We start from the raw sequence: 26741 nt of genomic DNA, 5'->3' as shown, positions 1-26741 counted from the left end.
CCGATGCCTGACGGCCTGCCCCCGGCCCCGGCGGGCCGGTTCGTCAGCGGCTCGATCCTCCGGCACGTGGTCGTGATGGCCGCCACCGGCTCCGTGGGGCTGATGGCGATCTTCGTGGTCGACCTGCTGTCGCTGTTCTACGTCTCGAAGCTCGGCGACCCGAACCTCACCGCGGCGATCGGCTTCGCGGCGATCGTGCAGTTCTTTGCCACCGCGGTGAATATCGGCCTGATGATCGCCGCCGGCGCGCTGGTGGGCAAGGCGGTGGGCGCGGGCGACCGGGCGGCGGCACGGCGCCTGTCGAGCTCGGCGCTGGGGTTGGGGAGCCTGGCCGCGGCCGTCATCGCGGCGCTGATCTTCGCCCTGTCGGACCCGCTGCTGAGCCTGATCGGCGCGCGCGGCGAGGCGCTGCGGGTGGCGGGGCTGTTCCTGGCCATCACGCTCCCGTCGAACCTGCTGCTCGCCGCCGGCATGCTGTTCACCGGCCTGCTCCGGGCGGTCGGCGCGGCCCGGCAGGCCATGCTGGTGACGCTGGCGGGCGCCATCGTCACCGCGGCGCTCGATCCGCTGCTGATCTTCGGCGCCGGCCTCGGCGTCGAGGGCGCGGCGATCACGGTCTGCGTGGCGCGGGCGACCTTCGTGGCGGTGGGCCTGCGCGGGGTCATGCGGCACCATCTGCTCGGCCTGCCGCGGGTGGCCGACATGGTCGCCGATGCGCCCGTGCTGGCGGCGGTCGCCGGGCCGGCGGTGCTGACCAACCTCGCGCCCTCGGTGGCGAGCGCCTTCCTGGCCCGGCTCTTTGCCGGCTACGGGGCAGACGCGGTGGCGGCCGCCGCCGTGATCGACCGGCTGACCCCGGTGGCCTTCGGGGGCCTGTTCGCCCTGTCGGGGGCGATCGGCCCGATCCTGGCGCAGAACTGGGGCGCGGGCCGGTTCGACCGGATGCGCGGGGTGCTGCGCGAGGCGGTCCGGGTGACGCTGGTCTACGTGGCCGTGGTCTGGCTGCTGCTGGCGCTCGCCCGCGAGCCCCTGGCGTCCCTGTTCGGGCTGCAGGGCGTGGCGCGCGACCTGTTCGGCTTCTTCTGCCTCGCCGGCGGGGCGATCTGGTTCTTCAACGGGCTGCTGTTCCTCGGCAACGCCGCGTTCAACAACCTCGGCTTCCCGGTCCGCTCGACCCTGCTGAACTGGGGCCGGGCGACGCTGGGCACCGTGCCGCCCGCGATGCTCGGCGCCGCGCTCTACGGCCCGCGCGGGGTGGTCGCCGGGATGGGCCTCGGCTCGCTGGTCTTCGGCATCCTCGGCATCCTGCTCGCCCGCCGCACCGTCGACCGGCTGGAGGCGCGGGGCGGGCGCGTGCCGCAGCCGCAGCCGGCGCAGAACGCCCCGCCGCTGCCGGCCGGCCACCCCCATCCCGGGCCGGTGAGCTGAGCCCGGAGGCGCCCGGTCCGGCGCGGAATACCGCCCGATCGTCCGGGGCGGGCCGATCTGAGCACAAGTTCCTCTCGCGGGAACTGGTATTTCGCCGCGCAACCGGTCACCATGCCCCGTCTCGGCCGGTTCGACCGGGACGGGGACGAGGCGTCATGTTCAACCCGCTCGAGATGTTCCAGGCCCAGGGCGAGGCCGGGATCCAGGCGATGGCCCAGCAATTCGGCCTGAGCCCCGAGCAGACCGCCCGCGCCTTCGAGGCCTTGATGCCGGCCCTGACCCTCGGGCTCCAGCGCGGCGCCGGCCTCGACCCGAGCAGCTTCGCCCGGATGTTCGGGATGCCCGAAGCCGCCCGCGCCGCCGCGCCCCAGGGCCTCGAAGCCCTCACCCAGATGTTCGGCTCGGCCCCGCTGATGCAGGCGGTGCTGCGCCAAGCCTCCGCCACCAGCGGCGTCGGCGCCCAGGTGCTGCGCCAGATGCTGCCGATGATGGCCGGCGCCGTGGTGACGAGCATCGTCCACGTCATGCTCAACCCGCCGCAGGCCGAGCCCGCGCAGGCCCGGCCGGCCGCGCCCCCGCCCCCCGTGCCGTTCCCGTTTGGCCCGGCCTGGGGCGAGATGGCCAAGGCGTTCATGCCCGGCGCCACCGCGGCCCCGGCCCCGCCGCCGAAGCCCGCCCCCAAGTCGGCCGGGGAAAAGGCCGGCGAGGCGGGCTCCGCGATGATCGAGCAGATGATGCGCACCGGCGCCGAGGTGCAGGGCAACAACATCCGGGCGATGCAGGAGCTGTTCGAGACCTTCTGGCCGTCGTCGGGACAACCCGCGGCTCCGGCCCCGCCGAAGCCCGAGCCGAGCCCGCCGAAGCCCCGGCGCGGCCGCGGCCCCGAGGGCGGGACCGGTTGACGCGCGGTCGGCGATACGGCGCCGGTTGACCCGGTGCGGCCGGGACGCATCTCCCGCGGCGAAGGAGATGCCCCGATGACCGACCACCTGACCGCCTGGGACGCCCGCGCAGAGACCGTCGCCGCCAACGGCGTCGCCAAGCGCACGATCCCGGGTGCCGGGGCGAGCCTCGTGCGGGTCGTGGTGCCCGCGGGCGTCTCGGCGGGGCGCCACAGCCACGATCACGAGCAGTTCGTGCAGGTGATCTCCGGCTCCGGATTCCTCGAGACCGAGCAGGGCCGCACGCCGTTCGCCGCCGGCAGCGTGTTCCATTTCCCCGCCGGGACGTGGCATGCCGCCGCGTTCGAGACCGAGACCGTGCTGGTGGAGACGAATCTTTCAGCGCAGGGCTGAGAGGAATACGTTTCGGGAATCCCATCCAAGGCACGGCCGGTCAGGCGACGCGCTCGAGAACAGGTCTCCGTCAGGGCACGGTTCTGTTCTGGATCATCCTGCTCCCCCGTTAAGCCGCTTCTCCAGATCCTCGGCGGCGGGCACCGTGTCGCGCGCGTACTCGACCGCCTGATCGGCGGTCAGCAATCGGCCCTCCTGCGGATAGAAGGCGAGCCCTCCGACCAGCTTCACGCAGGCCGCGATCGCAATCAGTGCACCGATCGATTCTGAGATGGCACCGAAGCTGAAGGCATACACGCAAGGCCAAGAGCCACCGAAATCAATCTCTGCATAGGTTTCGGTCAGATCCGACAACGGGATGACTGAGCATTCGAAGCCCGTCTCCCGACCTTTCCGCATCGCCGGCAGATGTCCCGACGAAGCAGGGGGGATCTTTTCTGAGCCCAGCCGCAGATCAAAGCCAAGCGCGTCAATGGCAGCCTGCCACTCCGATCTGCTGGTGAGCGGTCGCGGGCATAGCGCATACGCTTCCATACTCATGCGTCACCAACTCCGACCCGAACAGCAACCGAGAAATGGCTTTTCACTGAAATACCCCGAAGAAGATGAATCTCGATAACCGGAATGCTTTCGTCGACGCCCGCACCCGTTCTCAATGCGCGAACGCGATTTGGCGATAGTCCTTCTTCACCGGTCTTGATGTCCCAGATTGCCCTGATTGGCGCGGCGCTGGTTCGACCATCCCGGAGAAGCACATCCGTGCGTATGCTTCCTGAAAAACCGTGCCGAACGACGTCACCGGCGACGAAACTCTGCTCGACACCGTCCCGGCCAATACCGGGAAGATCCAATTCACGCAGCCGCGCTGCCAGCTTCGCATGGATCTGAAGACCGTATAAAAACCCCTCTCCAGGCTCCGTGCTCTCGACGACGTCCTTGAGAACATCGAGAAGCTCATCCGTCTTCGCGTCGATCCGAGCATCGCCCGTTCGGTCCCTTCGAACGACGGTCAGCGAGCCGTTCCCTCCGCACCATCGGCCATTGCAGTCGCGCGGCTGATCGGGTCTGAATCCGGCTTTGATGTCTAGAAGGCGAAGGGCAATGAAAGCCAGACTGAGACGAAGTTCTGCGATGGCATACGCTAAGGTCGGATCCTGGTCATGACTTCACATGGCGCTGCTGCCCATCACGTTCGTTCTTGTTTTATTCCATGATTATTTTCCTGATGTCAAGCGATTCTGGGCGCTTCTAGGATCGCGCGCCCACTGCGGGCCGACAGCGCCAAACATCTCACCTGCGCGAAGCATCTCACCTGCGGCAAATTATTCTTTGCGCCGATCCAAAATGCCTGTGCTTGGCGGCACGGGCCGGCCCGTGTAGGAATCCCGCACGAATGCCCGCCCGTGCACGCCGACGAAAGGCCGGGCCCCGCCCCTTCCAGAACAGAGGCAGACCATGAGCGCCGGTACCGCCGCCGACAAGCACTTCTCGAACAGCTTCTTCGCGGCCCCGCTGACCGAGGCCGATCCCGAGATCGCCGAGGCGGTGTCGAAGGAACTCGGACGCCAGCAGCACGAGATCGAGCTGATCGCCTCGGAGAACATCGTCTCCCGCGCCGTGCTGGAAGCGCAGGGCTCGGTGCTGACCAACAAGTACGCGGAAGGCTATCCGGGCCGGCGCTACTACGGCGGCTGCCAGTTCGTGGACATCGCCGAGAACCTCGCCATCGATCGCGCCAAGCGCCTGTTCGATTGCGGCTTCGCCAACGTGCAGCCGAATTCCGGCTCGCAGGCCAACCAGGGCGTGTTCCTGGCCCTGATGCAGCCCGGCGACACCTTCCTGGGCCTCGACCTCGCGGCCGGCGGCCACCTCACTCACGGCGCCCCGCCCAACGTCTCGGGCAAGTGGTTCAAGCCGGTCTCCTACACGGTGCGCCGCGATGACCAGCGCATCGACATGGAGCAGGTCGCCGCCCTCGCCGAGGAGCACAAGCCGAAGGTGATCATCGCCGGCGGCTCGGGCTACCCGCGCCACTGGGACTTCGCCAAGTTCCGCGAGATCGCCGATTCCGTCGGCGCCTACTTCATGGTCGACGCGGCCCACTTCGCCGGCCTGATCGCGGCCGGCGTGCATCCGTCGCCGTTCCCGCACGCCCACGTGGTCACCACCACCACGCACAAGACGCTCCGCGGCCCCCGCGGCGGCATGATCCTCACGAACGACGAGGCGCTCGCCAAGAAGTTCAACTCGGCGATCTTCCCCGGCCTCCAGGGCGGCCCGCTGATGCACGTCATCGCCGGCAAGGCGGTGGCCTTCGGCGAGGCGCTCCGGCCCGAGTTCAAGATCTACGCCCGCCAGGTGGTGGAGAACGCCAAGGCGCTCGCCGACACCCTGATGTCGGGGGGCTACGACATCACCTCGGGCGGCACCGACAACCACCTGATGCTGGTGGACCTGCAGCGGAAGGGCCTCACCGGCAAGGCCGCCGAGGCCGCCCTGTCGCGGGCCGACATCACCTGCAACAAGAACGGCGTGCCGTTCGACACCCAGAAGCCGACGATCACGTCGGGCATCCGGCTCGGCACCCCGGCCGGCACCTCGCGCGGCTTCGGCGTCGCCGAGTTCAAGCAGATCGGCGGCTTCATCGTCGAGGTGCTGGACGGCATGGTGGCCAAGGGCGAGGCCGGCGATCCGGAGGTCGAGGCCTCGGTGAAGAGCCGCGTCCACGCCCTGACCGACCGGTTCCCGATCTACGGCTGAGGCCGGTGCGCGGCGGCCTTCCGGCCCGTCCGCGTGTAGTCTAGGAAACGGCCGCGGACCCGACCGGTCCGCGGCCGTTTCCATGCGTCGAGTGCAGATCCCATGCGGTGTCCCTATTGCGGCGGCTCCGAGACGCAGGTGAAGGATTCGCGGCCCTCCGAGGACGGCGCCGCGATCCGGCGCCGCCGGGTCTGCCCGGATTGCGCCGGCCGCTTCACCACCTTCGAGCGGGTGCAGCTGCGCGAGGTCGTGGTGCTCAAGCGCTCGGGCAAGCGCGTGCCGTTCGACCGGGACAAGCTCCAGCGCTCGATCGACGTGGCCCTGCGCAAGCGCGCGGTCGAGCCCGACCGGATCGAGCGGCTGGTCAGCGGCATCACCCGGCAGCTCGAGAGCGCCGGCGAGCCGGAGGTCACCTCTGAGGCGATCGGCGAACTGGTGATGGCGGGGCTCAAAGGTCTCGACGACGTCGCCTACGTGCGCTTCGCCTCGGTCTACAAGAATTTTCGCGAGGCCAAGGATTTCGAGGACCTGCTCGGGACCCTGGGCGACGGCCTGCTCACCGTGGGCGCCGGGCCGGGTCCCGCCCCGGAGGACCCCGAAGAGCCCGATTCACCGCCCCGCCGCCGGACTGCCCGGCCATGAGCGACGACGCGACCTTCATGCGCCTCGCCCTGGCGCTCGGCCGGCGCGGGCTCGGCACCACCTGGCCGAACCCGTCGGTGGGCGCCGTCGTGGTCGAGCCCGGCACCGGCAGGATCCTCGGCACCGGGGCGACCGCGCCCGGCGGCCGGCCGCACGGCGAGCCCCTGGCGCTCGTCGAGGCCGGCGCCGCCGCCCGGGGCGCGACCCTCTACGTCACCCTGGAGCCGTGCTCCCATCACGGCCGCACGCCGCCCTGCACCGACGCGATCCTGGCCGCCGGGATCGCCCGGGTGGTCAGTGCCGTCGAGGACCCGGATGCCCGGGTGGCCGGGCGCGGCCACGCGCTCCTGCGAGCCGCCGGCGTCGCGGTCGAGACCGGGCTGATGCGGGATCTCGCGGCCCGCGATCATATCGGCCACATCACCCGGGTGACCCGCGGCCGGCCGGCGGTGCACCTGAAGCTCGCCCGCACCCGCGACGGCTTCTGCGCGAGCGCCGGCCCGGAGCGGCTGCGGATCACCGGCCCGGTGGCCGACGGCGCGGTGCATCTCTGGCGGGCGCATGCCGACGCGATCCTGATCGGCATCGGCACCGCCCGGGCGGACGACCCGTCCCTCACGGTGCGGCTGCCGGGCCTGGGCACCCGCTCGCCCCTGCGGATCGTGATCGATTCGCACCTGATGCTCTCGCCCGCCAGCGTGCTGGCCCGGACCGCCCGGGACACCGCCACGCTGGTCCTCACCACCCGCTCGGCCCCCGCCCATGCCCGCCGGGCCCTGGAGGCACTGGGCGTCGAGATCGCCATCCTGCCCGCGGATGTCACGGGCCGCGTCGAGTTGCCGACCGCGCTGGCGCATCTCGGGGAGCGCGGTTTGACGCGCCTGTGCAGCGAGGGCGGCCCACGCCTTGCCGATGCCCTGGCGCGGGCCGATCTGATCGAGGCCTGCACGCTGGTCACGGGACCGGACGAACTCGGCCCGGCGGGCGGCCTGAAGGCGCTCGGCCCGGATCTGAGCGACGCTTTGGCGAGCGAGAGATTCACGCTGGCCGAGCGGCTGCAGCTCGGCCCCGACGAGGCCGCCACCTACGAGAGGATGTCGTAAAACAATGTTCACCGGTCTCGTCAGCGACGTCGGCACCATCGTCTCGATCGCGGGCGAAGGCGACCTGCGCCGGATCGCGATCCGCGCCTCCTACGACCCGTCCACCATCGCGCTCGGCGCCTCGATCGCGTGCTCGGGCCCGTGCCTGACGGCGGTCTCGGTGGAGCCGGATGCGGGCGGCTGCGTCTTCGCGGTGGATGCCGCCGCCGAGACCCTGGCCCGCACCACGGTCGGCCGCTGGACGGCGGGGGCGCGCATCAACCTGGAACGCTCCCTCAAGATCGGCGACGAGCTCGGTGGCCACCTGGTCACCGGCCATGTCGACGGCGTCGCCGAAATCCTGGAGCGGGAGAGCGTCACGGCCGGCGCCTGGGGACCGAGCGACCGCTTCACCCTGCGCGCCCCGGCGGGCCTGTCGCGCTTCATCGCCGAGAAGGGCTCGGTCTGCCTCGACGGCACCTCGCTCACGGTGAACAGCGTGGACGGCGACGTCTTCTCGGTGCTGCTGATCCCCCACACCCTCCAGGTCACCACCTGGGGGGAGCGGCGCGCCGGCGACAAGCTGAACCTGGAGGTCGACCTGATCGCCCGCTACGCCGCCCGGCTCACCGAGGCGCAGCCGGGGGCCTAACCGCGGGCACGGTACATGACAGGGTCCGGCTTGATCTTGATCGACGCTCATCCAGCCCACCGCCCTCATCCTGAGGTGTGAGCGAAGCGAGCCTCGAAGGAGCCCTCCAGGGATCGCGAGCAGACTGGAGGGCTCCTTCGAGGGCGCCGCTGCGCGTCGCCACCTCAGGATGAGGGGTGAGAGTTGGACGGGCGTTGATCAGGACCGGACCGGCGTTTGAGTCCGCTCCGCCGACTGCCCTGCCAAGACAGCGTCATCATGCTCTAGCGCGGCGGGATCGCGTAGGTCCCGGTGGCGTGGCAGACGAGGGCGTCGCTGCCGGGCGCGGTGATCCCGACCTCGCCCACCGCCAGCCGCCGCCCGAGCTTGAGCAGGCGGCATTCGGCCACGAGGTCTCCCGGGGCGGGCTTGCGCAGGAAGTTGAAGGTCAGGCTCGTGGTCACCGCCAGGGCGACCGGGCCGATATTGGCGAGGATCGCCGCGTAGAGCGCGTAATCGGCCAGCGCCATCATGGCCGGCCCCGACACCGTGCCCCCCGGCCGCAGGAAGCGTTCCTGCCCCTCCATCCGCATCCGCGCCGTGAGCGGCCCCACCGCCTCGAGATGGAAGGCGCGCCCGCCCGCCTGCATCTGAGGGAATTCGCGGTCGAGGAAAGTGTTGGTTTCTTCGAGGGTGAGGATCGGGGCGTTCATGCCTGCTTGCAGCATGGGGTGGGGGCCGGGGCAATCCAGTCAGGGCGCTAAATCCACCTGAAGTCGCGGCGAGCCCGATCTACTTCAGCGTGTCTGGTAAAACAGTTCAGAATGAACCGCCTTGTCATTCCGGGGCGCCGCAGGCGAGCCCGGAATCCAGATCCGCTGTCGGGGCAGGACCTTGGAACTGTCGGCGGTTATGGATCCCGGGTTCCGCTACGCGGCCCCGGGATGACAAAGTGGATGTTTAACCGGCCGTGCGAGCTGTAGGCCTTTGGACGATCACTCTTCAAGCAACCGTTGCCGTGCCGCCAAGAGGCATGCCCGCGATGGCAGCGGGTCCACTGGTCAAAAAAAGATCGGCCGCGCGCTGGCGCTGATCTCGCCCAGCACCGTGCCGGTGGCGGGCTCGACCTCCTTGAGGACCACGTCGTAGCCCCACAGGTCGGCAAGGTGCTGGAGCACCCGCTTGGCGTCGTCCTTCTGCAGGGTGATCTTGTTGAGCGCCTTGTGGTGCAGGATCAGCCGGCGGTCGCCCTCCAGGTCCACGTCCACCACCTCGATATCGGGATCGAGCCAGGCGACGTCGTACTGGCGGGCGAAGGAGCGGCGCATCTTGCGGTAGCCGCGCTCGTCGTGGATCGCCTCGACGCGCAGTTCCGGCTCGTCGGGGTCGTCGACCACGTGGAACAGGCGCAGGTCGCGCATCAGCTTGGGCGACAGGAACTGCTGGATGAAGCTCTCGTCGCGGTAATTCGCCCAGCAATCGCGCAGCACCGCCATGGCGTCGCCGGTGCCGGCGATGTCGGGGAACCACGCCCGGTCCTCCTGGGTCGGCTGCTCCACGATGCGGGCGATGTCCTGCATCATCGCGAAGCCGATCGCGTACGGGTTGTGGCCGCCATAGGAGCGGTCGTCGTAGGTCGGCTGCCGGATCACGTTGGTGTGCGATTGCAGGAATTCGAGGTAGGCCGCCTCGGTGATCAGCCCCTTCTCGGACAGGGAATTCATGATCCGGTAGTGGCTGTAGGTCGCGCAGCCCTCGTTCATCACCTTGGTCTGGCGCTGCGGATAGAAGTACTGCGCCACCAGGCGGACGATGCGCAGGATCTCGCGCTGCCAGGGGCGCAGCCGCGGCGCGACCTTCTCCAAAAAGTACAGAATGTTTTCCTGCGGCAGTTCGAGCAGGGCCTTGCGCCGCTCGGCGGCCGCGTCGGAGCGCACGGCCCCGGTCTTCTGCGGCAGGGTACGCCACAGATCGTTGTAGATCTGCTCGCCGTGCTCGACCCGCTCGCGCTCGCGGCGCTGCTCGGAGGCGAGGTCCGGCCGCTTCTTGCGCGGGTAGCGGTGGACGCCCTGGCTCATCAGCGCGTGGGCGGCGTCGAGCACCTGCTCCACCGCCTGGTGGCCGTAGCGCTCCTCGCAGCGGGCGATGAAGCTTTTCGCGAAATCCAGATAATCCAGGATGCCTTCCGCGTCGGTCCACTGCCGGAACAAATAATTGTTCTTGAAGAAGTGGTTATGGCCGAAGGCGGCGTGCGCGATCACCAGCGTCTGCATCGTCGCCGTGTTCTCCTCCATCACGTAGGAGATGCACGGGTCCGAGTTGATGACGATCTCGTAGGCGAGCCCCATCAGGCCGCGCCGGTAGCCGGCCTCGTGCTGGGCGAAGTGCTTGCCGAACGACCAGTGCTTGTAGAACAGCGGCATGCCGATCGACGCGTAGGCGTCGAGCATCTGCTCGGCCGTGATGATCTCGATCTGGTTCGGGTACCAGGACAGCCCGAGTTCCGGCCCGGCGATGCCCTCGCAGGCGTCGTGGATGCGCCGGATCGTGTCGAAGTCCCAGTCGTTGCCGGTGAACAGGGGTTTCTGGCCGCCGGAGATGGTCTGGGGCGTCCGTGGCTTGACGCTTGTCATGCAGCCTCCCGATCGACCGAAGCGTGTCTCGTATGCCCGCGGGGCGCGGGCGCCCTCCCCCCATGGAGCAGGAAGGGAAACGCGGCGGCGCGTCCCGTCACGCCTCCGCCTCGGCCCGTGCGTCCTTGCGGCCGAACAGCTCGCGGAAGACCGGGTAGATCTCCCGCCGGTGGTTGACCTTGCGCATGGCGATCGGGCCGCCCGCCTTGGCGATCGCCTCGTAGGTCCGCCACAGGGTGGTGCGGTGCTCCACGAAGCCGGCCCGGGGGCCGTTCTCGTCGCCGACCTCCAGGTAGGCGAAGTGCTGGCAGGCCGGCAGGATGTGGGCCCGCAGCAGCTCCGTCGAGGTCGGGCCGTCGGAGGAGACGTTGTCGCCGTCCGAGGCCTGTGCGGCGTAGATGTTCCAGTCGTTCGGGTCGTAGCGCTCGGCGATGACCCGCTTCATCTCCACCAGCGCCGACGACACCAGCGTGCCGCCGGTCTCCCGGGAGCCGAAGAAGGTCTCCTCGTCCACCTCGGTGGCCCGGTCGGTGTGGCGGATGAACACGATCTCCACGTGCCGGTAGCGGCGGGTCAGGAAGATGTGGAGCAGGATGTAGAACCGCTTGGCCAGGTCCTTCATGTGCTCGGTCATCGAGCCGGACACGTCCATCAGGCAGAACATCACCGCCTGCGCGATCGGCCGCGGATAGGGTTCGAACCGGCGGAAGCGCAGGTCGATCGGGTCGACATACGGGATGCGCTTGGCGCGCTCGCGCAACTTCAGCAGCGCGCGTTCCACGTCCGGCCGGCCCGGGTCCGAGTCGCGCATCCCCGCGAGCTGGGCCTCCAGCGCCGCGACCTCCTCGGGCTTGGGGCGCTTGAGGGCGATGCGCCGCGACATCGAGTTGCGCAGGGTGCGGGTCAGGGCGAGGTTGGCGGGCGAGCCGGTCACCGTGTAGCCGGCCCGGCGCAGCCCCTCGGTCTCGACCACCGCGAGGCGCCGCTTGGCCAGATCCGGAAGCTCCAGATCCTCGAGGAAGAGCTCCAGAAACTCCTCGCGGGTGAGCACGAAGCGGAACGCGTCCTCGCTGTTCTCGCCGCCGTCCCCGCCCTCGCCGGAGCCGCGACCGCCGCCGCCGCCCGGGGGCCGCTCGATCGTGTCGCCCTCCACGTAGGTCTTGTTGCCCGGCAGGATGTGGTCCTGCAGGCCGGTGCCGGGCTGGCGGGAGAACCGCGGCTCGCGCACGCCGTCGGCGGGCACCGTCACCCGGCCGTCCTTGCCGAGATCCTTGATGTCCTTCTCGCGGGCGGATTCGCGCACGGCGCGCTGGGCCACGTCCTTCACGCGGCGCAGGAAGCGCTGCCGGTTGGGGAGGCTCTTGCCCCCGGGATTCAGGCGTCGGTCGACGATGTGCATACGCTGCGAAAACCCTCGTCCGCGTGTTCCGGCCGGGTCGGGCCCCGTGTCGTACCATGCTGTTCAGGGAGGGATGGATCCCTCTTTCGCAGCAGGCCCGAGAGCCTCGCCGGCCGGTCGTCCGAAACTGTGGCGGCGGAGGGTCGAAACCGGGCCCGGTCGGATTCCCCTCCGCCGGGCCCCCGCCCCTCAGCCGGCCTGCTTCACCCGCATGTACCATTCCACCAGGCGGCGGACCTGCCGCTCGGTGTAGCCGCGCGCCACCATGCGCTCGACGAACTCGCCGTGCTTCTTCTCGGTGTCGCCGTCCTTCTTCGAGCCGAAGGAGATCACCGGCAGCAGCTCCTCCACCTGGGAGAACATCCGCCGCTCGATGACCTCGCGCAGCTTCTCGTAGCTGGTCCAGCTCGGGTTGCGGCCCCCGTGCTGGGCGCGCGAGCGCAAGGCGAACTTCACCACCTCGTTGCGGAAGTCCTTCGGGTTGGCGATCCCGGCGGGCTTTTCGATTTTGGTCAGTTCCTGGTTCAGCAATTCGCGGTTCAGCAGCTGGCCGGTCTCGGCGTCCTTGAAGTCCTGATCCTCGATCCAGGCATCGGCGTAGTCGATGTAGCGGTCGAACAGGTTCTGGCCGTAATCGTGGTACGATTCGAGGTAGGCCTTCTGGATCTCGTGGCCGATGAACTCCGCGTAGCGCGGGGCCAGCTCGGTCTTGATGAATTCCAGGTACTTCTTCTCGGTTTCGGGCGGGAGCTGCTCGCGGCGCAGCGACTGCTCCAGCACGTACATCAGGTGCACCGGGTCGGCCGAGACCTCGGTGGTGTCGTGGTTGAAGGTGGCGGCCAGCACCTTGAAGGCGAAGCGGGTCGAGATCCCGTCCATGCCCTCGTCGACGCCGGCGGTGTCCTTGTATTCCTGCATCGAGCGGGCGCGCGGATCGACCTCGCGGAGCGATTCGCCGTCGTAGACCCGCATCTTCGAGAACACGTTGGAATTGGCGTGCTCGCGCAGGCGCGACAGGACCGAGAACCGGGCCAGCATCTCCAGGGTGCCGGGGGCGCAGGCCGCGTCCGAGAGTTCCGAGCCGGAGATCAGCTTCTCGTAGATGTGCTGCTCCTCCGCGACCCGGAGGCAGTACGGGACCTTGATCACGTAGATGCGATCGATGAAGGCCTCGTTGTTCTTGTTGGCCTTGAAGGTCTGCCACTCGGATTCGTTCGAGTGCGCCAGGATGATGCCGGTGAACGGGATCGCGCCGATATTCTCGGTGCCGACGTAGTTGCCCTCCTGCGTCGCGGTGAGCAGGGGGTGCAGCATCTTGATCGGCGCCTTGAACATCTCGACGAATTCGAGGACGCCCTGGTTCGCCCGGTTCAAACCGCCCGAGTAGGAGTAGGCATCGGGATCCGCCTGGGACAGGGTCTCCAGCCGGCGGATGTCGACCTTGCCGACCAGCGAGGAGATGTCCTGGTTGTTCTCGTCGCCCGGCTCGGTCTTGGCGATGGCGATCTGACGCAACCGCGACGGCCGGACCTTGATCACCGTGAAGCGCGAGATGTCGCCGTTGAACTCGTCGAGACGCTTGAGCGCCCAGGGGCTCATCAGCCCGGTGAGCCGCCGGCGCGGGACGCCGTAGCGCTTCTGGATCTCGTCGCCCATCGTCTCGGGATCGAACAGCCCGAGCGGGCTCTCGAACACCGGGGAGACCTCGTCCCCGGCCTTGAGCACGTAGACCGGGTGGACCTCCATCAGCGCCTTGAGGCGCTCGGCGAGGGACGACTTGCCGCCGCCGACCGGGCCCAGCAGGTAGAGGATCTGCTTGCGCTCCTCCAACCCCTGCGCGGCGTGGCGGAAGAACGAGACGATCCGCTCGATCGTCTCCTCCATCCCGTAGAATTCGCGGAACGCCGGGTAGGTGCGGATCGTCCGGTTCATGAAGATCCGGCCGAGGCGCGAATCCTTGGCGGTGTCCACGAATTCCGGTTCACCGATCGCCGCCAGGATACGCTCGGCGGCCGAGGCATACATCAGCGGCTCGTCGCGGCAGGCTTCGAGATACTCGGAGAGCGTCATCTCCGTATCGCGGCGCGCCTCGTACCCTCGGGCGAAGCTCTGGAAAAGGTCGTTCGTCGCATGCATCGACATTCGATAACCCTCTCAGACCCTGACAGCTTCATCCTGTCTTGGCTCGGATGCAACCGACAGGCCCGCTTTTGTCGCAGCGCGGCGAACGCGCCGCGGGCCTGTCGATTGCTTGCAACACTCGTCTGGCCAAAACCTGGCCTCGACGTGGTCGAACGTTGATTTCGATCTCCTTTGAGCGGGCATTTTAGGATGAAAAACTATGCACGCGCCAGGGTTTCCTGCCTCTGCTTAGAGATCCGTGCCTTCTTTCTTGGCATCGTCGCCGGATTTTGATCCGGAGGCCCCGACCGTGATCTTGATATTGTGAGTCTGGACTTGGCCGTCGGCGCCCTTGACCTCGAACGTCACCTCGTCCGAACCGGTAAAGCCGGTGTTGGGCTGGTAGAACAGCGCCTGCACGGCGGCCTCCTTGTTAGGGCAGCGGTAGCTCGCCGGGGTCTTCAGCTTGCCGACCTTGGTGATCACGGAACCGTTCTTGGGCGCGCCCGAGACCTTGAACTCCGGCATCGGGCCGGGGCTGCAATCCTTCTTGAGGTTCGGGGCGATCTCGAGCCGCACGGTCTTGCCGGGCGCCACCGTCTTGGAGCGGGTCACCGTGGTCTGGGCGAAGGCCGGGACCTGCGCCGTCCCGGCGAGGATCAGGCCGCCTGCGAGCAGCGCGGCGAGCGGACGTAGGGCGGTCATGGCGGCGTCACTCCGGTGCCGATCCGGGGCCGGATGTCCGGTTCCCCTGCCATCGGTCGAGGAGTCATGTGGGGACGCCGAGCACGGCCGTCGAGGGTTTTTCCGAGCGATGCCCCGCTCCGGGTCCGGCTGTCGGACCGAATCTTTTCCGGAACCGGTCCTATTCCTGCAGCACCGCGGCGACGACGCCCGTGACCCGGGCGATCTGCGCGGCATCGAACTCGCCGGCGAGGGCCGCAGCGAGCCGGGCCTCGACCCGGGCGCGCTCGCCGGCATCGGCGATCGGCACCGGCGGGATCTGGTCCTCGGGCAGGCGGCAGACCCGGCGGATCGTCTCGGCGGCGGCGAGCAGCTTCTCCCGGTCGGGCGGCCCCATCTCCCACAGGGGGTTGCGCAGGCGGCTGATCACCCGCTTGGCGTCCCGGTACTCCCGGTCGACGTTGGTGGCGGCCTCGATCTGGCTCACCAGGAACATCAGTTCGAGGACTTCGGAGGCGGCCTCCGGGCAGGTGCGGACGATCCGCATGATGCGGGCCATCAGTTCCTGGCTGGGAGACAGCTTGGGTTTTGGCACGGCCATGCGGGCAACAACGCGGTTTGGGGCCGGAAGGTCCGCCCGCGCCGCAAGATGCGTGCGCGGCATCCTCAACCAATCGGCGAGATGCCGCGGGAACGCTACACGTCGCGGTCGTAGGGCCGGCGCAGGGCGTCGAGCAGTGCCCGGCAGGCCTGCAGGTCGTCGAGCACGTCCCGCAGGGCCGCCCGGTCGGGGGTGTCGGCGAGGTCCTGCATGGTCGCCTCGGGGGCGTCCTCGACCTCCTGGATCCGGGGCTCGGCCGCCCGGGCCTCGCCGCGGCCGACCGCCTGGACGAAGCGGATGCCGTTCTCCTTGAGCACCCGCTGCGCGCCCGCGATGGTGTAGCGCTGCACGTACAGGAGCTGCCGGATGCCGGCCACGAGCTCGACGTCCTGCGGCCGGTAGTAGCGCCGGCCGCCGGCCCGCTTCACCGGGCGGATCTGGCCGAATCGCGTCTCCCAGAACCGCAGGACGTGCTGGGGCACGTCGAGCTCCTCGGAGACCTCGCCGATGGTCCGGAAGGCGCCGGCGCTCTTCGCGCCGATCGGTTCGAGGGGCACGTCGGCGGCGAGGGCTGGGGGCATGGTTATCTGATGCGGCGGGACGACGGCGATCTTGCCGGTCCGCGGGGCCGGGCTCAAGCCTTACCGAGGGTTGAAGCGATAAAGTTTGCCGCGCCGGAACGACATCCGCTTAGCGCGCGTCGCCCGCCCCCCGCTGCGCGGTAGGGCGGTCCCCGCTCAATCGTCGTCGTCCGACCCGTCGGCGCCGTTGAGCGCCTGGCCGTTGATCTTGGCCTTGAGGACGTTGGAGGGCTTGAACACCATCACCTGGCGGGGCTCGATCGCGACCTCGACGCCGGTCTTGGGGTTGCGGCCGACGCGCTTGCCCTTGCTGCGGACCACGAACGAGCCGAACGAGGAAAGCTTGACCGTCTCGCCCCCCGCCAGGCAGCCGCAGATCTCCGACAGCACGGTCTCGACCAGGGCGGCGGATTCGGTCCGCGACAGGCCCACCTGGTGGTAGACGGCCTCGCTCAAGTCGGCGCGCGTCACCGTCTTGCCTGCCATGCCGTGTCCCCTCGCCTGCTGTTCTCATCCGGCAGCCCACGGGCGCGACGAACCTCGCCGCACCGTGAGCTGAAGGTGTATCCCTATGATCCGGCACGCTAATCTGCGTCCGCCGCCCGGTCAACCGCGCGGGGCGGACGAATTGGCCCCGCGCCTCCCGACGGATGGCGGCCGCCGGCTTCGGCGCCGGGCGCGGCCTACCTGAGGCCGTGCCGCGTCACCAGCGGATCAGCGCCGCCCCCCAGCTGAAGCCGCCCCCGATCGCCTCGATCATCACGAGGTCGCCGGGCTGGATGCGGCCGTCCCGCCGGGCCACGTCGAGGGCCAGGGGGATCGACGCGGCCGAGGTGTTGCCGTGGCGGTCCACCGTCAGGACGATCTTCTCCCGCGCGATCCCGAGCTTGTCGGCCGAGGCCTCGATGATCCGGCGGTTGGCTTGGTGCGGCACGAACCAGTCGAGGTCGGCGGCCGTGATCCCGGCCTGCGCGAACGCGTCCGCGATCACGTCGGTGACCTGCCCGACCGCGAACCGGAACACCTCGCGGCCCTCCATGCGCAGGCGCCCGGTGGTGCCGGTGGAGCCGGGCCCGCCATCGACGTAGAGCTTGTCCCGGTGCCGCCCGTCCGAGCGCAGGCTGGCGCAGAGGACGCCGCGCTCGCCCGCATCGGCCCGCGCCTCCAGCACCACCGCCCCGGCCCCGTCGCCGAACAGCACGCAGGTGGTGCGGTCCTCCCAGTCGACGATGCGCGAGAAGGTCTCCGCCCCGATCACCAGGGCCCGGCGGGCCGAGCCGGTGGTGAGGAACTTGTCGGCCGTGGAGACCGCGAACACGAAGCCGGCGCAGACCGCCTGCAGGTCGAAGGCCGCCCCCCGGTGGATGCCGAGCGCCGCCTGGATCTGGGTGGCGGTGGCCGGGAAGGTGTGGTCCGGCGTCGAGGTCGCGCAGATCACCAGGTCGATGTCGTCGGCGGTGAGCCCGGCATCGTCGAGGGCGGCCTGCGCGGCCCGGGCGCCGAGCACCGAGGTGGTCTCGCTCGCGTCGGCGATGTGGCGCTGGCGGATGCCGGTGCGCTGGACGATCCATTCGTCCGAGGTGTCGACCCGCTCAGTCAGGGCGGCGTTGGTGACGACCTGCGCGGGCAGGCTCGACCCGGTCCCGACCACCACCGAGCGCGGCGCCTGCGGAGACTCTGTGCGGAGGGCTGACATCGCTTTCCTTCCCGGACGGCGCAGGCGTCACAATTCTCAGTTGTGTCGCCCCGGACGTCCGAATTCCATCCGTTTGAACACGCGGAGCCGAGATAGGGATCCGGCCAACGCGGCACGCGCGTGGACAGCGGTCCGGCCGCACGCACGATCGCAGATCGTCCAGGGCCGCCCCGGCCACGTTCGGTGACCGGAGGAGCAACCTCGCGAGCACCGATCACACCGTCATTCCCGGGCGAGCCAGGTATGACGGGGAGGAGGTTCGGGCGTAGTGGGAGACGCCACGGCCGAAGACAGAGAATCAAGCCGGCGCCAGGACCGCCGTCTGGTCGAGCATTTCGCGGATCGTGCGGATCATATCGTGGCGGGCCATGTCGTGCGCCAGATCGATCGCGGCGGCGAAACCTTGCGCGTTCTCCGAGCCGTGGCTCTTGATCACGATGCCCTCCAGCCCGAGGAACACGCCGCCGTTGGCGCGGCTCGGATTCATCTTGTCCTTCAGGGCCTTGAACGCCTGCCGGGCGAACAGCGCGCCGATCTTGGCCGACAGGGTCCGGGTCATGGCCGAGCGCAGGTAGCTGCCGATCTGCTTGGCGGTGCCCTCGGCGGTCTTGAGCGCGATGTTTCCCGTGAAACCTTCCGTCACGACCACGTCGACGGTGCCGCGCCCGAGATCCGTGCCCTCGACGAAGCCGTGATAGGTCAGCCGCGTGCTCTCCATCTCGCGCAGCAGCCGCGCGGCTTCCTTGACCGCCTCGTTGCCCTTCATCTCCTCGGTGCCGACGTTGAGCAGGCCCACGGTCGGCTTGTCGAGATCGAACACGATGCGGGCCATGGCCGAGCCCATCACGGCCATCTCGACCAGGTGCTCGGCATCGGTGCCGATGGTGGCGCCGACGTCGAGCACGACGCTCTCGCCGCGCACGGTGGGCCACAGGCACGCGATGGCCGGGCGCTCGATGCCCGACATGGTCTTGAGGCAGATCTTCGACATCGCCATCAGGGCGCCGGTGTTGCCGGCCGACACGCAGGCATCGGCCTGCCCGTCCCGCACCGCCTGGATCGCCTGCCACATCGAGGACTTGCCGCGGCCCTGGCGCACCGCCTGGCTGGGCTTGTCGTCCATGGCCACGGCCACGGTGGTGTGGCGGATCTCGACGCAGTCCTTCAGCCGCGGCTCCTTGGCGACCAGCGGGGCGATCACCGCCTCGTCGCCGAACAGCAGGAAGGTCATGTCGGGATGGCGCTCGCGGGCCAGGGCGGCGCCGGGCACGACGGTCGAGGGCCCGTGGTCGCCGCCCATGGCGTCGAGCGAGATGCACACGCGTTGGGACATGTCTTTGCGGGTCGCGGTCTCGGCAGGGGGAACGGCGGCGGGAACGGCGGCGGGACGGACGAGGGCCGCCCGCCGGGCGCGCCGGACCATAGCGATACAGGCCCGCCGGGCAAATGAATTCGGGCCGGACGGGTCAGGCAATTGTTTCGGGGCGGGCCGGAGCGGGGCTCTGCGGGGGGCTTCTGCTTCTGCGAGCGATCCCGTCCACCCCCCTCATCCTGAGGTGCGAGCGCAGCGAGCCTCGAAGGAGATCTCCAGGGATCGCGCGGCCGGCTGGAGGGCTCCTTCGAGGCCTCCGCTGCGCTCCGGCACCTCAGGATGAGGGCGTAGGTTGGAGATTCCTCTTGGTGGAAACCGAACGCCCGATTCTTCCCTCTCGCGCAGCGACCCGACTGTTGACAGCGCCGAGCCGGACGGCCTCAGCCCTCCCCGTCGCGGAGCCGGCGCAACGCGTCGAAGGGGCCGGCATCCTCGCCCGCCACCACGGGCTCGAACGCGATGCCGGGCTTGCGCGGATAGGGATCGAGGCCCAGCGCCAGGAATTCGGCCGTGAGCGCGCCGAAGTCGATCCGGCCGCCGACCAGCGGGTCGGGCACCTCGACGTCCTCGGCGTCGGTGCCGGCGAGCTGGTCGGTGTCGGTGTAGACGACCTCCACCGGCTCGCGGACCGGGCCCTCGAACGGCTCGAGGCTGACGGTGCAGACCTGCGTCACCACGGCCTCGACCGTGCCGGTGACGGTCATCCGGTTCGTGGAGCCCGAGATGTCGAAGCGGCCGACCAGGTCGCGGATGGCGGGGATCTTGAAGTCGGCCGCGAGCGCGTCGCACTCGGCCTGGCTCGCCTCGACGGTGACGGCGCCCCGCCCCTGCGGCAGGCGCTCGACATTGACCCAGCGGGAAAGCGGCCCGCTCTCCGGGCCCGTACGGTGTCTCATGTCCTGTCTCCGGTCGGGGCCGGCGCGAACGCGTCCGGCTCCGGAAAGGGCGGCCCGGCACCGAGCAGCCCGTCGAGATCGGCCCCGGCCAGCGCCGCATCGGCCGCCAGCACGTAGGCGGCGAGGCCCGCCGGGTCGCCCTCCCCGCCGAGCACGTTGCGGGCGAGCACCACCCGCAGGGCCGCGTCGTCGCGGGCGTCGAGCGCAGCATCGTAGCCCGTGGCCCGGCCGTAGAAGGCGGCACCGAGTTTTTTCATCCGCTTGCCGACGCCCATATCGCCGACGCCGAGTTCGCGCAAAGCCGCGTCGAGCTGGGTGAAGACCGCGTTGACCAAGTCCTGCGCCACGTCGGCCGCCGGGGCCGGCAACCGGTTCAGCCGGCGCAGAACCAGGATCACGTGCAGGCACAGGGCCTCGAACCGGCCCTCCACGGTGTCGGGCACGGCGAGCCCCGTGTAGAGGCCCGGCCGGCGCGCCGCCAGGCTGATGGCCGCGTGCAGCCCCTCGACGGCGCGGCGGCGCGCGCCATCGCGCCGGAACAGCGCGGCGATCATGGATGCCTCCGAAAGAAGGGCGATGCCGGGCCGCGGCGGCATCGGGCGGCCGGGGCGTGTGGCCAAGCTTGCCTTGTCAAAGCCATATCCCCGCGGTACGGCAACCCACGCCCAAGGCGCAAGCGCCGTCGGAGACATGGACCGGCGGCGGCCTGCGTCGCTCGTCCGTCAACACGCTCTTTGGGGGCCCGATGCGGCGCCGTCTCGTCCAGTCCTTTGCGCGCCTCGCCCTGATCGGCCTCGCGGGTGCCGGCCTCGCCGGCTGCGTCGGCGAAGAGCTCCGCCACGGCTACCAGATCGACCAGGCGGCGCTCGCCACGATCAAGCCCGGCATGGCCCCCGAGCAGGTGCTGCAGATCCTCGGCACGCCGTCGACGGTCTCTACGGTGGGCAACAAGTCCTGGTACTACATCTCGCAGAACACCAGCCGGACGATCATGTTCCTGGGCGAGCAGGTCGAGGACCAGAAGGTCACGGCGGTCTACTTCACCCCCGGCTTCAAGGTCGAGCGGGTGGCGCTCTACGGCCTGCAAGACGGCCGGGTGTTCGACTTCATCGAGCGCACCACGCCGACCAGCGGCGCCGACCGGGCGTTCCTCAGCCAGCTGTTCCGCGGCCTGACCCGCTACGAGCCGTTCGGCTCCGGCAAGGGCACCAGCGTCGTCCCGGGCGCCAACCGCGGCCTGTAAGAACGAGCGTCAGGGGTTTCCGAAGGGCTCAGCCCTTTGACGGGGTTCGGGGGCGGAGCCCCTGAGCACCCAGAGCGGGGCTCTGCCGCAGGGCTCTGCCCTGCACCCGCAAAAGGTCGCAGACCTTTTGAACCTGACTTGTCTCAGACCAATTCGCGTCGCCGCACCAGCTGGGCGATGTCTGCCGGCTCGGCGAACAGGTATTCCGGCCCGAGCGCCGCCAGCGCGCCCGCATCGGTGTAGCCCCAGGCCACCGCGCCGAACGGGCAGCCGAGCGCCCGGGCCGCATCCAGGTCGCGGACCTCGTCGCCGATGCACAGGGCCCGCTCCGGCGCGACCTTCCGGTGGGCCAGCAGCGCCCGCAGCCTCCGGGCCTTGCCGAACAGCGAGGCGCCGCAGGCATAGGCGTCGATCCGGGCCGCGTTCTCGGGGCCGAGCACCCGGCGGACGGTGTCGGCGCGGTTCGACGACAGGATCGCCAGGGGCACCCCCGCCGCCGCGAGGTCGGCCAGCATCTCCGGCACCCCGGGAAACAGCGCGATCGCACCGGCGTCGCGGGCGGCCAGCGCGTGCATGTGCCGGGCGATGAAGGGCAGCTTCCAGCGCGGGATGCCGAGATGGGCCACGATCGCCCGCGCGCCCTGCAGCCGCAGCGCCTCGACCTCGTGGGCCTCGACCCGGCGGAAGCGGTAGCGGTCGGCGACGCCGTTCAGGACCGAGCAGAACCAGCCGAAACTGTCCGCGAGGGTGCCGTCGAAATCGAGCACCACGAGCGCGGGCCCGGCCCCGCCGGGGCTGCGCGCCATCTCAGTGCTGGAGGTTGGCCAGCGGCATGCTGAGCCGCATCAGCAGCCCGCCCGGCGCCCAATCGTGCTCCAGCACGCCGTCGAGCTGCCCCGCGACGCTGCGCTCGGCCAGCACGGTGCCGAATCCCTTCCGGGAGGGCTTTTGCGTGACCGGGGGCCCGCCGGACTCGGCCCAGGTCAGGGTGTAGCGGGCGCCGTCGCGCAGCCCGCTCAGCGTGACGCCGCCCGCCTTGGTGGAGAGCCCGCCATACTTCATCGCGTTGGTGGCCTGCTCGTGCATGATCAGCGCGAGCGCGGTGGCGGTGCGCTCGCCGATCGCGGCATCGTCCCCGGAGATCGCGACGCGCGCCCGGCCGTCCTCCTCGTAGGCGGCCATGATCAGGCGCATCAGCCCGAGCACGGTCTGGCCCTCGACCTCGGGGGCGCTGTCGGGGGAATGCGGGCGGACGTATTCGTGGGCCCGGGCGAGCGCGCCGAGCCGCTCGCGGAAGGCCGCCGCGAACGGCTTGGCCGCCGGGTCGCTGCGGGCGGTGAGGGCCGCCAGGCCGCCCACCACCGCGAAGATGTTCTTGATCCGGTGGGACAGCTCGCGGATCAGCAGGTCGCGGGCCTCCTCGGCGCGCTTGGCCTCGCGCAGGTCCCGGGTGACGGTGGCGTAGCCGATCTCGGCCCCGGTCGGGTCGCGCACCGGGAAGATGTTGTACAGCACGGCCACCGGCTCGCCCGTGCCGAAATGCCGGAAGGCCAGTTCGCCCTCCCAGTAACCGCTCCGGCGAACCGCCGGCATCACCGTCCCGGTCAGCACCCGGCGGCTGTCGTCGCCGAAGAAATCCTCCATCCGGTGCCGGCGGGCGGCGGCGAGGTCGGGCAGCCCGACCAGCGCCAGCGCGGCCTCGTTGAGATGGGTGACGGCGCCGTCCAGGGTGAAGAGGCCGATGAAGTCCTTGGAGGTCTCCACGATGGCGGCGAGCTTGCGCGCCTCGGCCTCCGCCTGCTTCAGGTCGTCGATGTCGGTGCAGGTCCCGAACCAGCGCTCGATCCGCCCCTCCGCGTCGCGGATCGGCATGGCCCGGCCCAGCGTCCACCGGTAGGCGCCGTCTTTATGGCGCAGGCGATACTCGATCTCGTAAGGCTCGCCGGTCTTCAGGGAATGGCGCCAGCGGGTCCAGGCCCGCTCCTGGTCGTCCGGATGGAACACGCCGTTCCAGCCCTCGCCATCGGTGGAGCCGTACGGCATGCCGGTGAACTCGTACCAGCGGTCGTTGAAATAATCGTGGAACCCGTCCGGCAGGGTGGTCCAGACCATCTGGGGCATCGCCGACGTCATCACCCGGAAGCGGCGCGCGCTGGCGGCGATCTCGGCCTCCCGGGCGGCGACCTGGGCGTGGGTCCGGCGGTTCTCGAGCAGCGTCGAGATCTGGCGCGCCAGGGCGGACAGCGTGGCGGCCTGGTCGGCGTCGAGCCCCTCGGGCCGGGGCGTCCGGTCGAGGACGCAGAGTGCCCCGAGCGGAATGCCCTGCGCGCCCCGGATCACCGCCCCCGCGTAGAAGCGGAAGCCCGCCCCGCCGGTCACCAGCGGGTTGTCGATGGTGCGCGGGTCGTCGGCGAGATCCGGGATGATGAGGCAGTCGCCGGCCTCGATCGTGTGGGCGCAGACCGAGCAGTTGATCGGCAATTCCCGCTGGCCGAGGCCGAATTCCGACTTGAACCATTGCCGCTCGGCATCGACCAGGCTGACCAGGGCCACCGGCGCCCGGCAGACATGGGCGGCGATGCGGACGAGGTCGTCGTAGAGCGGCTCGGGCGCGCTATCGAGGATGGCGAGGTCGTGCAGTTCCGCCAGCCGGTCCGCTCTGCTCCAGCGCCGGTCGGTCGGTTCGCGGTCCGCGCGTGAATTGGGGGGCGGCACATCCATGGTCTGGCGCTCACATAGGCGCGCGACGGGCGGCTGCATAGGCATGGCCGCGTATTAAGGCCCCGTATCAGGGTGCGCGGCGGGGTATTCGCTTCACCGGCCCGCGCAGTCGGGTCGGCGACATCGCCGCCCTGGGGCGGCTGATCCACCCGGCGTCGGCGCGGCGCCCGGACTCTGCACCATTCCGTATGGACCGCGCCCGTTTTCGGCCGGCTTGATCGTCGCGGGGACGCGCGCGGTTCGCTGCGCCATGCCGGGGCCCGGGATCCGGATCCGCCGACATCGCGAGGCCTTGCGCCGTCGGTGACCCTGCAATCCGGGCTCGCCTGCGGCGCCCCGGAATGACGAGGCGGTCCACGCGGCCGGCGTTGGCCTGTCGATCGAGACGGCATCCGGCACCGGGACCCGCCGCGCGGGCCCCGGCGCCGTGCCGGTCGATCAGGCGGCGCGGGCTTCGCCGAGCGTCGGGTAGTCGGTGTAGCCCTGCGGCCCCTGGCTGTACCAGGTCGCGGCCTCGTCCTTGGCGAGCGGGGCGCCCTTGGCGATACGCTCGACCAGGTCCGGGTTGGCGATGTAGGTCCGGCCGAACGCGATCGCGTCGGCGTCGCCCGCGTCCAGCACCTTCTGGCCGCTGACCCCGTCGTAATCGGCGTTGAGGATCATCGGGTTGCGGAACACCTTGCGCATCGCCGGGGCGATCGGCGGGTGGTCGGCCTTGCCGAAGGTCCCGTCCGGGCCGGGCTCACGCATCTCCAGGAAGGCGATGCCGCTGTCGGCGAGCGCCTGGGCGGCGGCCACGAACAGGGGCTCCGGGTTCGAATCGTTGGTGCCCTGGATCGCGCCGTTGGGCGACAGGCGCACCCCGGTGCGCTCCGGCCCGGCGACGCCCGCGACCGCGTCGGTCACCTCGCGCAGCAGCCGCACGCGGTTGGCGATCGTGCCGCCGTACGCGTCGGTGCGATGGTTGCTGCCGTCGCGCAGGAACTCGTCGATCAGGTAGCCGTTCGCGGCGTGGATCTGCACCCCGTCGAAGCCGGCCGCCAGGGCGTTGGCGGTGGCGCGCTCGTAATCGGCCAGCAGACGCGGGATCTCGGAGACCTCCAGCGCGCGCGGCTCGGCGTAGGGCTTCTTGCCGGAATAGGTGTGCGCCTGATCCGGGGCCACGATGGGCGAGGCCGAGACCGGCTTCTCGCCGCCGAGGAAGTCCGGATGGACCAGCCGGCCCATGTGCCAGATCTGGCAGACGATCTTGCCGCCGCGGTCGTGCACGGCCTTCACGATCGGCCGCCAGGCATCGACCTGCGCGTCGGACCAGATCCCCGGCGCGAACGGCCAGCCCAGGCCCTCCTGGGAGATGCCGGTGGCCTCCGTGAGGATCAGCCCGGCGCCGGCGCGCTGGGTGTAATACTCGGCCATGATCGGGGTCGGCACGTGCTCGCGGGTGGCGCGGCCGCGGGTGAGCGGGGCCATGAAGATCCGGTTCTTCGCCTCGATGGCGCCGATGCGGATCGGGTCGTGCAGGGACGGCATGGATACCTCGTGCTGGTGCGGCGACGCCGCGTCCGAAACTCAAACGCCGAGGTGGCGTCGCGGCGCGGTGATGCCAGGGTGCAGCGCAGCATGGGGGCTCGGTCCGTGCGCGAGCGCACGTCCCAGGGGGGTGGAATCATCCCGGTTTTCTTTGGATTTGGGGGTGGAACGATTCCAGGGGTCGGTCGGCGCAGCCGATCGTAGGGAGCCAAATGCATCGCTCGGCACTGAAAAGAAGTGCGCCCATCTCAGTATAGCGCACGCGGCAATTGACGCTCGAGACAGTCTATAAGCAGAAAAAGGCGCGGCCCCTAAGAGCCACGCCTTTCAAAAATTTTGGTTTAGACTCTCAAGGTGCCATGGCAATCCCATGGGCTCGCGACACCATTGCGCCGCCACCAAGCGAGTAGGCTTGTTATAAGGCGAGACTCAGACCATCACAAGTGCTGATGCCTGTCTCGAAGCGCCATGTCCCGACTCGCGAACTGCTCGGAGCGTACCTGACGTTCACGCCTCGCTCGCATGAGGTCGACTTGCTCGATAAGGACATGCGGACGCTGAACCCAACGCTGCTCCGGGACGCGATTCGCGAGGCCACGGAAATACGCAAGCTCCGGTTGGTACCACCTGACGCACAGCGATCCCTGGTGCATCAGATCTACACCCGGAAGATCAAGGAATTCTCCGCGATCTACCCGTTCCTGTTCGCGGTGGAGAACGGCCTCAGGTCGGCCCTGGCAGAGCAGTCAGCGATCAAGTTCAACGGTGTGCATTGGTGGACCTTGATCCGGGATGCCCGGGCACGCGGCCAGACGGCTCAAGCCCTCCCAACCATTTGGACGATCCCCGTGAGCGCTGCCTTCTTAAAGGCGGTCTGGCGGGCATTCGATACCATTGCCAATCCGCTCCACGTGCAGAGCGTCTCGGACCGGGTCGCACCGATGAGTTTTTCTACACCCTCAACCTCGGCGACCTGTGGAACATCCTCAGTGCAGACTGGTCGATGACACGCGGAATGTTCTGCTCGGACGCAGAACTCGGCTTCAAGCTCGACAGAAAGATGTTCGAGGATACGATGCGGGTCATCAAGGAAGCTCGCAACGAACTCTATCATAGCAATCCGATCACAGACCGCACGAAGGTCGTCGGGGCCTGCGAACGCATCCTGAACGGTCTCAATGTCCATCTCGGTGACTACGACACGGATTTAGCTACGATCCGCCATGTACGGGTGCCGCCGACTGTGCCCCGGAGTCCGCGACACGTCATTCCACCGCGTTGAGTTGTTCGCGAGGGCACACTTGAAGGCACCCTCCAGGGCTCGCGCGCCAGGCTGGAGCCCTCCTTCGAGGCCTCCGCTTCGCTCCGTCGCCTCAGGATGGGGTGAGGGATTGGGATGGCCGCTGAGGCGTTATCGCTGCCCTAC

27 protein-coding genes are annotated in these 26741 nt (G+C 69.6%); 10 read left to right on the top strand and 17 right to left on the bottom strand.

The features are described from left to right. Positions 1-3 precede the first annotated feature (3 nt). From ACYQPG_RS06215 to ACYQPG_RS06205, 3 genes are all read left to right on the top strand, one after another. Positions 4-1428 carry an MATE family efflux transporter gene (locus ACYQPG_RS06215; protein ID WP_461230545.1) on the top strand — a complete coding sequence of 475 codons (1425 nt, stop codon included), beginning with the start codon at positions 4-6 and terminating at the stop codon, positions 1426-1428. A 155-nt stretch (positions 1429-1583) separates the two neighbouring features. Then, complete coding sequence (locus ACYQPG_RS06210; RefSeq protein WP_461230544.1) at positions 1584-2330, top strand: DUF937 domain-containing protein; 747 nt, start codon at positions 1584-1586, stop codon at positions 2328-2330. Positions 2331-2405: 75 nt separating this feature from the next. Then, positions 2406-2723, top strand: coding sequence for a cupin domain-containing protein (locus ACYQPG_RS06205; RefSeq protein ID WP_147856674.1), 318 nt, complete (start codon positions 2406-2408; stop codon positions 2721-2723). A 93-nt stretch (positions 2724-2816) separates the two neighbouring features. Here ACYQPG_RS06205 and ACYQPG_RS06200 read toward each other — a convergent pair whose 3' ends face one another. Further along, positions 2817-3263: a hypothetical protein gene (locus ACYQPG_RS06200; protein ID WP_147908453.1), complete on the bottom strand. Its 447-nt coding sequence runs from the start codon at positions 3261-3263 to the stop codon at positions 2817-2819. Then, positions 3260-3574, bottom strand: a complete 315-nt coding sequence (locus ACYQPG_RS06195; RefSeq protein WP_461230543.1) for a hypothetical protein — start codon at positions 3572-3574, stop codon at positions 3260-3262. Before ACYQPG_RS06195 ends, ACYQPG_RS06200 begins: the two co-directional genes overlap by 4 nt. 604 nt (positions 3575-4178) lie before the next feature. Here ACYQPG_RS06195 and glyA point away from each other — a divergent pair. The 4 genes from glyA to ACYQPG_RS06175 all read left to right on the top strand — a co-directional run bounded on the left by glyA (position 4179) and on the right by ACYQPG_RS06175 (position 7859). Then, complete coding sequence (gene glyA / locus ACYQPG_RS06190; protein ID WP_147940121.1) at positions 4179-5483, top strand: serine hydroxymethyltransferase; 1305 nt, start codon at positions 4179-4181, stop codon at positions 5481-5483. 102 nt (positions 5484-5585) lie between these two features. Continuing rightward, complete coding sequence (gene nrdR, locus ACYQPG_RS06185; protein WP_461230542.1) at positions 5586-6125, top strand: transcriptional regulator NrdR; 540 nt, start codon at positions 5586-5588, stop codon at positions 6123-6125. Continuing rightward, positions 6122-7228 (top strand): bifunctional diaminohydroxyphosphoribosylaminopyrimidine deaminase/5-amino-6-(5-phosphoribosylamino)uracil reductase RibD, encoded by a 1107-nt coding sequence (gene ribD / locus ACYQPG_RS06180; protein WP_461230541.1) that lies wholly within the window; start codon positions 6122-6124, stop codon positions 7226-7228. The genes nrdR and ribD overlap by 4 nt, the downstream gene beginning before the upstream one ends. A gap of 4 nt (positions 7229-7232) precedes the next feature. After that, on the top strand, positions 7233-7859 hold the full coding sequence (locus ACYQPG_RS06175) for a riboflavin synthase (protein WP_147940119.1): 627 nt from the start codon (positions 7233-7235) through the stop codon (positions 7857-7859). Positions 7860-8122: 263 nt separating this feature from the next. Here the strand turns inward: ACYQPG_RS06175 and ACYQPG_RS06170 are convergent, their stop codons facing one another. The 12 genes from ACYQPG_RS06170 to ACYQPG_RS06115 form a co-directional block, all read right to left on the bottom strand. Then, a complete protein-coding gene (locus ACYQPG_RS06170) occupies positions 8123-8551 on the bottom strand; it encodes a PaaI family thioesterase (protein ID WP_147908458.1) in 429 nt (142 codons plus the stop codon). Between the two features lie 348 nt (positions 8552-8899). Further along, positions 8900-10471, bottom strand: a complete 1572-nt coding sequence (locus ACYQPG_RS06165; RefSeq protein ID WP_147908459.1) for a SpoVR family protein — start codon at positions 10469-10471, stop codon at positions 8900-8902. Positions 10472-10568: 97 nt separating this feature from the next. Further along, positions 10569-11870, bottom strand: coding sequence for a YeaH/YhbH family protein (locus ACYQPG_RS06160; protein ID WP_461230540.1), 1302 nt, complete (start codon positions 11868-11870; stop codon positions 10569-10571). A gap of 189 nt (positions 11871-12059) precedes the next feature. Then, the gene (locus ACYQPG_RS06155; protein WP_461230539.1) at positions 12060-14012 is read right to left on the bottom strand and encodes a PrkA family serine protein kinase; all 1953 of its coding nucleotides are present in this window, start codon (positions 14010-14012) and stop codon (positions 12060-12062) included. A gap of 228 nt (positions 14013-14240) precedes the next feature. Beyond that, entirely contained in the window at positions 14241-14696 is a 456-nt protein-coding gene (locus ACYQPG_RS06150; RefSeq protein WP_147940118.1) for a 4-aminobutyrate aminotransferase, read from the bottom strand. 160 nt (positions 14697-14856) lie between these two features. Beyond that, a complete protein-coding gene (locus tag ACYQPG_RS06145; protein ID WP_147908462.1) occupies positions 14857-15276 on the bottom strand; it encodes a hypothetical protein in 420 nt (139 codons plus the stop codon). Positions 15277-15371: 95 nt separating this feature from the next. Then, complete coding sequence (locus tag ACYQPG_RS06140) at positions 15372-15857, bottom strand: MerR family transcriptional regulator (RefSeq protein ID WP_147908463.1); 486 nt, start codon at positions 15855-15857, stop codon at positions 15372-15374. A 156-nt stretch (positions 15858-16013) separates the two neighbouring features. Further along, positions 16014-16343, bottom strand: coding sequence for an integration host factor subunit alpha (locus ACYQPG_RS06135; RefSeq protein ID WP_147908464.1), 330 nt, complete (start codon positions 16341-16343; stop codon positions 16014-16016). A gap of 217 nt (positions 16344-16560) precedes the next feature. Further along, positions 16561-17553: a beta-ketoacyl-ACP synthase III gene (locus ACYQPG_RS06130; RefSeq protein ID WP_147908465.1), complete on the bottom strand. Its 993-nt coding sequence runs from the start codon at positions 17551-17553 to the stop codon at positions 16561-16563. A gap of 298 nt (positions 17554-17851) precedes the next feature. Then, positions 17852-18886, bottom strand: a complete 1035-nt coding sequence (plsX, locus tag ACYQPG_RS06125) for a phosphate acyltransferase PlsX (RefSeq protein WP_147857119.1) — start codon at positions 18884-18886, stop codon at positions 17852-17854. A gap of 419 nt (positions 18887-19305) precedes the next feature. Continuing rightward, complete coding sequence (locus ACYQPG_RS06120) at positions 19306-19821, bottom strand: YceD family protein (RefSeq protein ID WP_238261464.1); 516 nt, start codon at positions 19819-19821, stop codon at positions 19306-19308. Further along, complete coding sequence (locus tag ACYQPG_RS06115) at positions 19818-20375, bottom strand: ubiquinol-cytochrome C chaperone family protein (RefSeq protein ID WP_147908467.1); 558 nt, start codon at positions 20373-20375, stop codon at positions 19818-19820. Before ACYQPG_RS06115 ends, ACYQPG_RS06120 begins: the two co-directional genes overlap by 4 nt. 191 nt (positions 20376-20566) lie before the next feature. On the opposite strand from ACYQPG_RS06115, the gene ACYQPG_RS06110 reads away from it, so the two are divergent. Further along, a complete protein-coding gene (locus tag ACYQPG_RS06110) occupies positions 20567-21064 on the top strand; it encodes an outer membrane protein assembly factor BamE (protein ID WP_147857231.1) in 498 nt (165 codons plus the stop codon). Positions 21065-21207: 143 nt separating this feature from the next. Here ACYQPG_RS06110 and ACYQPG_RS06105 read toward each other — a convergent pair whose 3' ends face one another. The 3 genes from ACYQPG_RS06105 to ACYQPG_RS06095 form a co-directional block, all read right to left on the bottom strand. Next, positions 21208-21870, bottom strand: coding sequence for an HAD hydrolase-like protein (locus ACYQPG_RS06105; protein ID WP_461230537.1), 663 nt, complete (start codon positions 21868-21870; stop codon positions 21208-21210). A 1-nt stretch (position 21871) separates the two neighbouring features. Next, entirely contained in the window at positions 21872-23785 is a 1914-nt protein-coding gene (locus ACYQPG_RS06100) for a PAS domain S-box protein (RefSeq protein ID WP_461230536.1), read from the bottom strand. Between the two features lie 438 nt (positions 23786-24223). Beyond that, positions 24224-25315 carry an alkene reductase gene (locus ACYQPG_RS06095; RefSeq protein WP_147940113.1) on the bottom strand — a complete coding sequence of 364 codons (1092 nt, stop codon included), beginning with the start codon at positions 25313-25315 and terminating at the stop codon, positions 24224-24226. Positions 25316-25758: 443 nt separating this feature from the next. Here ACYQPG_RS06095 and ACYQPG_RS06090 point away from each other — a divergent pair, with 443 nt between their 5' ends. Both ACYQPG_RS06090 and ACYQPG_RS06085 read left to right on the top strand, forming a co-directional pair. After that, positions 25759-26322 (top strand): hypothetical protein, encoded by a 564-nt coding sequence (locus ACYQPG_RS06090; RefSeq protein WP_461230535.1) that lies wholly within the window; start codon positions 25759-25761, stop codon positions 26320-26322. After that, positions 26319-26597, top strand: a complete 279-nt coding sequence (locus ACYQPG_RS06085) for a hypothetical protein (RefSeq protein WP_419828953.1) — start codon at positions 26319-26321, stop codon at positions 26595-26597. The genes ACYQPG_RS06090 and ACYQPG_RS06085 overlap by 4 nt, the downstream gene beginning before the upstream one ends. The last annotated feature ends 144 nt before the right edge of the window (positions 26598-26741 follow it).

Source organism: Methylobacterium sp. CM6246 (assembly GCF_054818005.1).
Note: the sequence above shows the minus strand (reverse complement) of the source record. Positions and strands in the feature narration are given on the sequence as shown.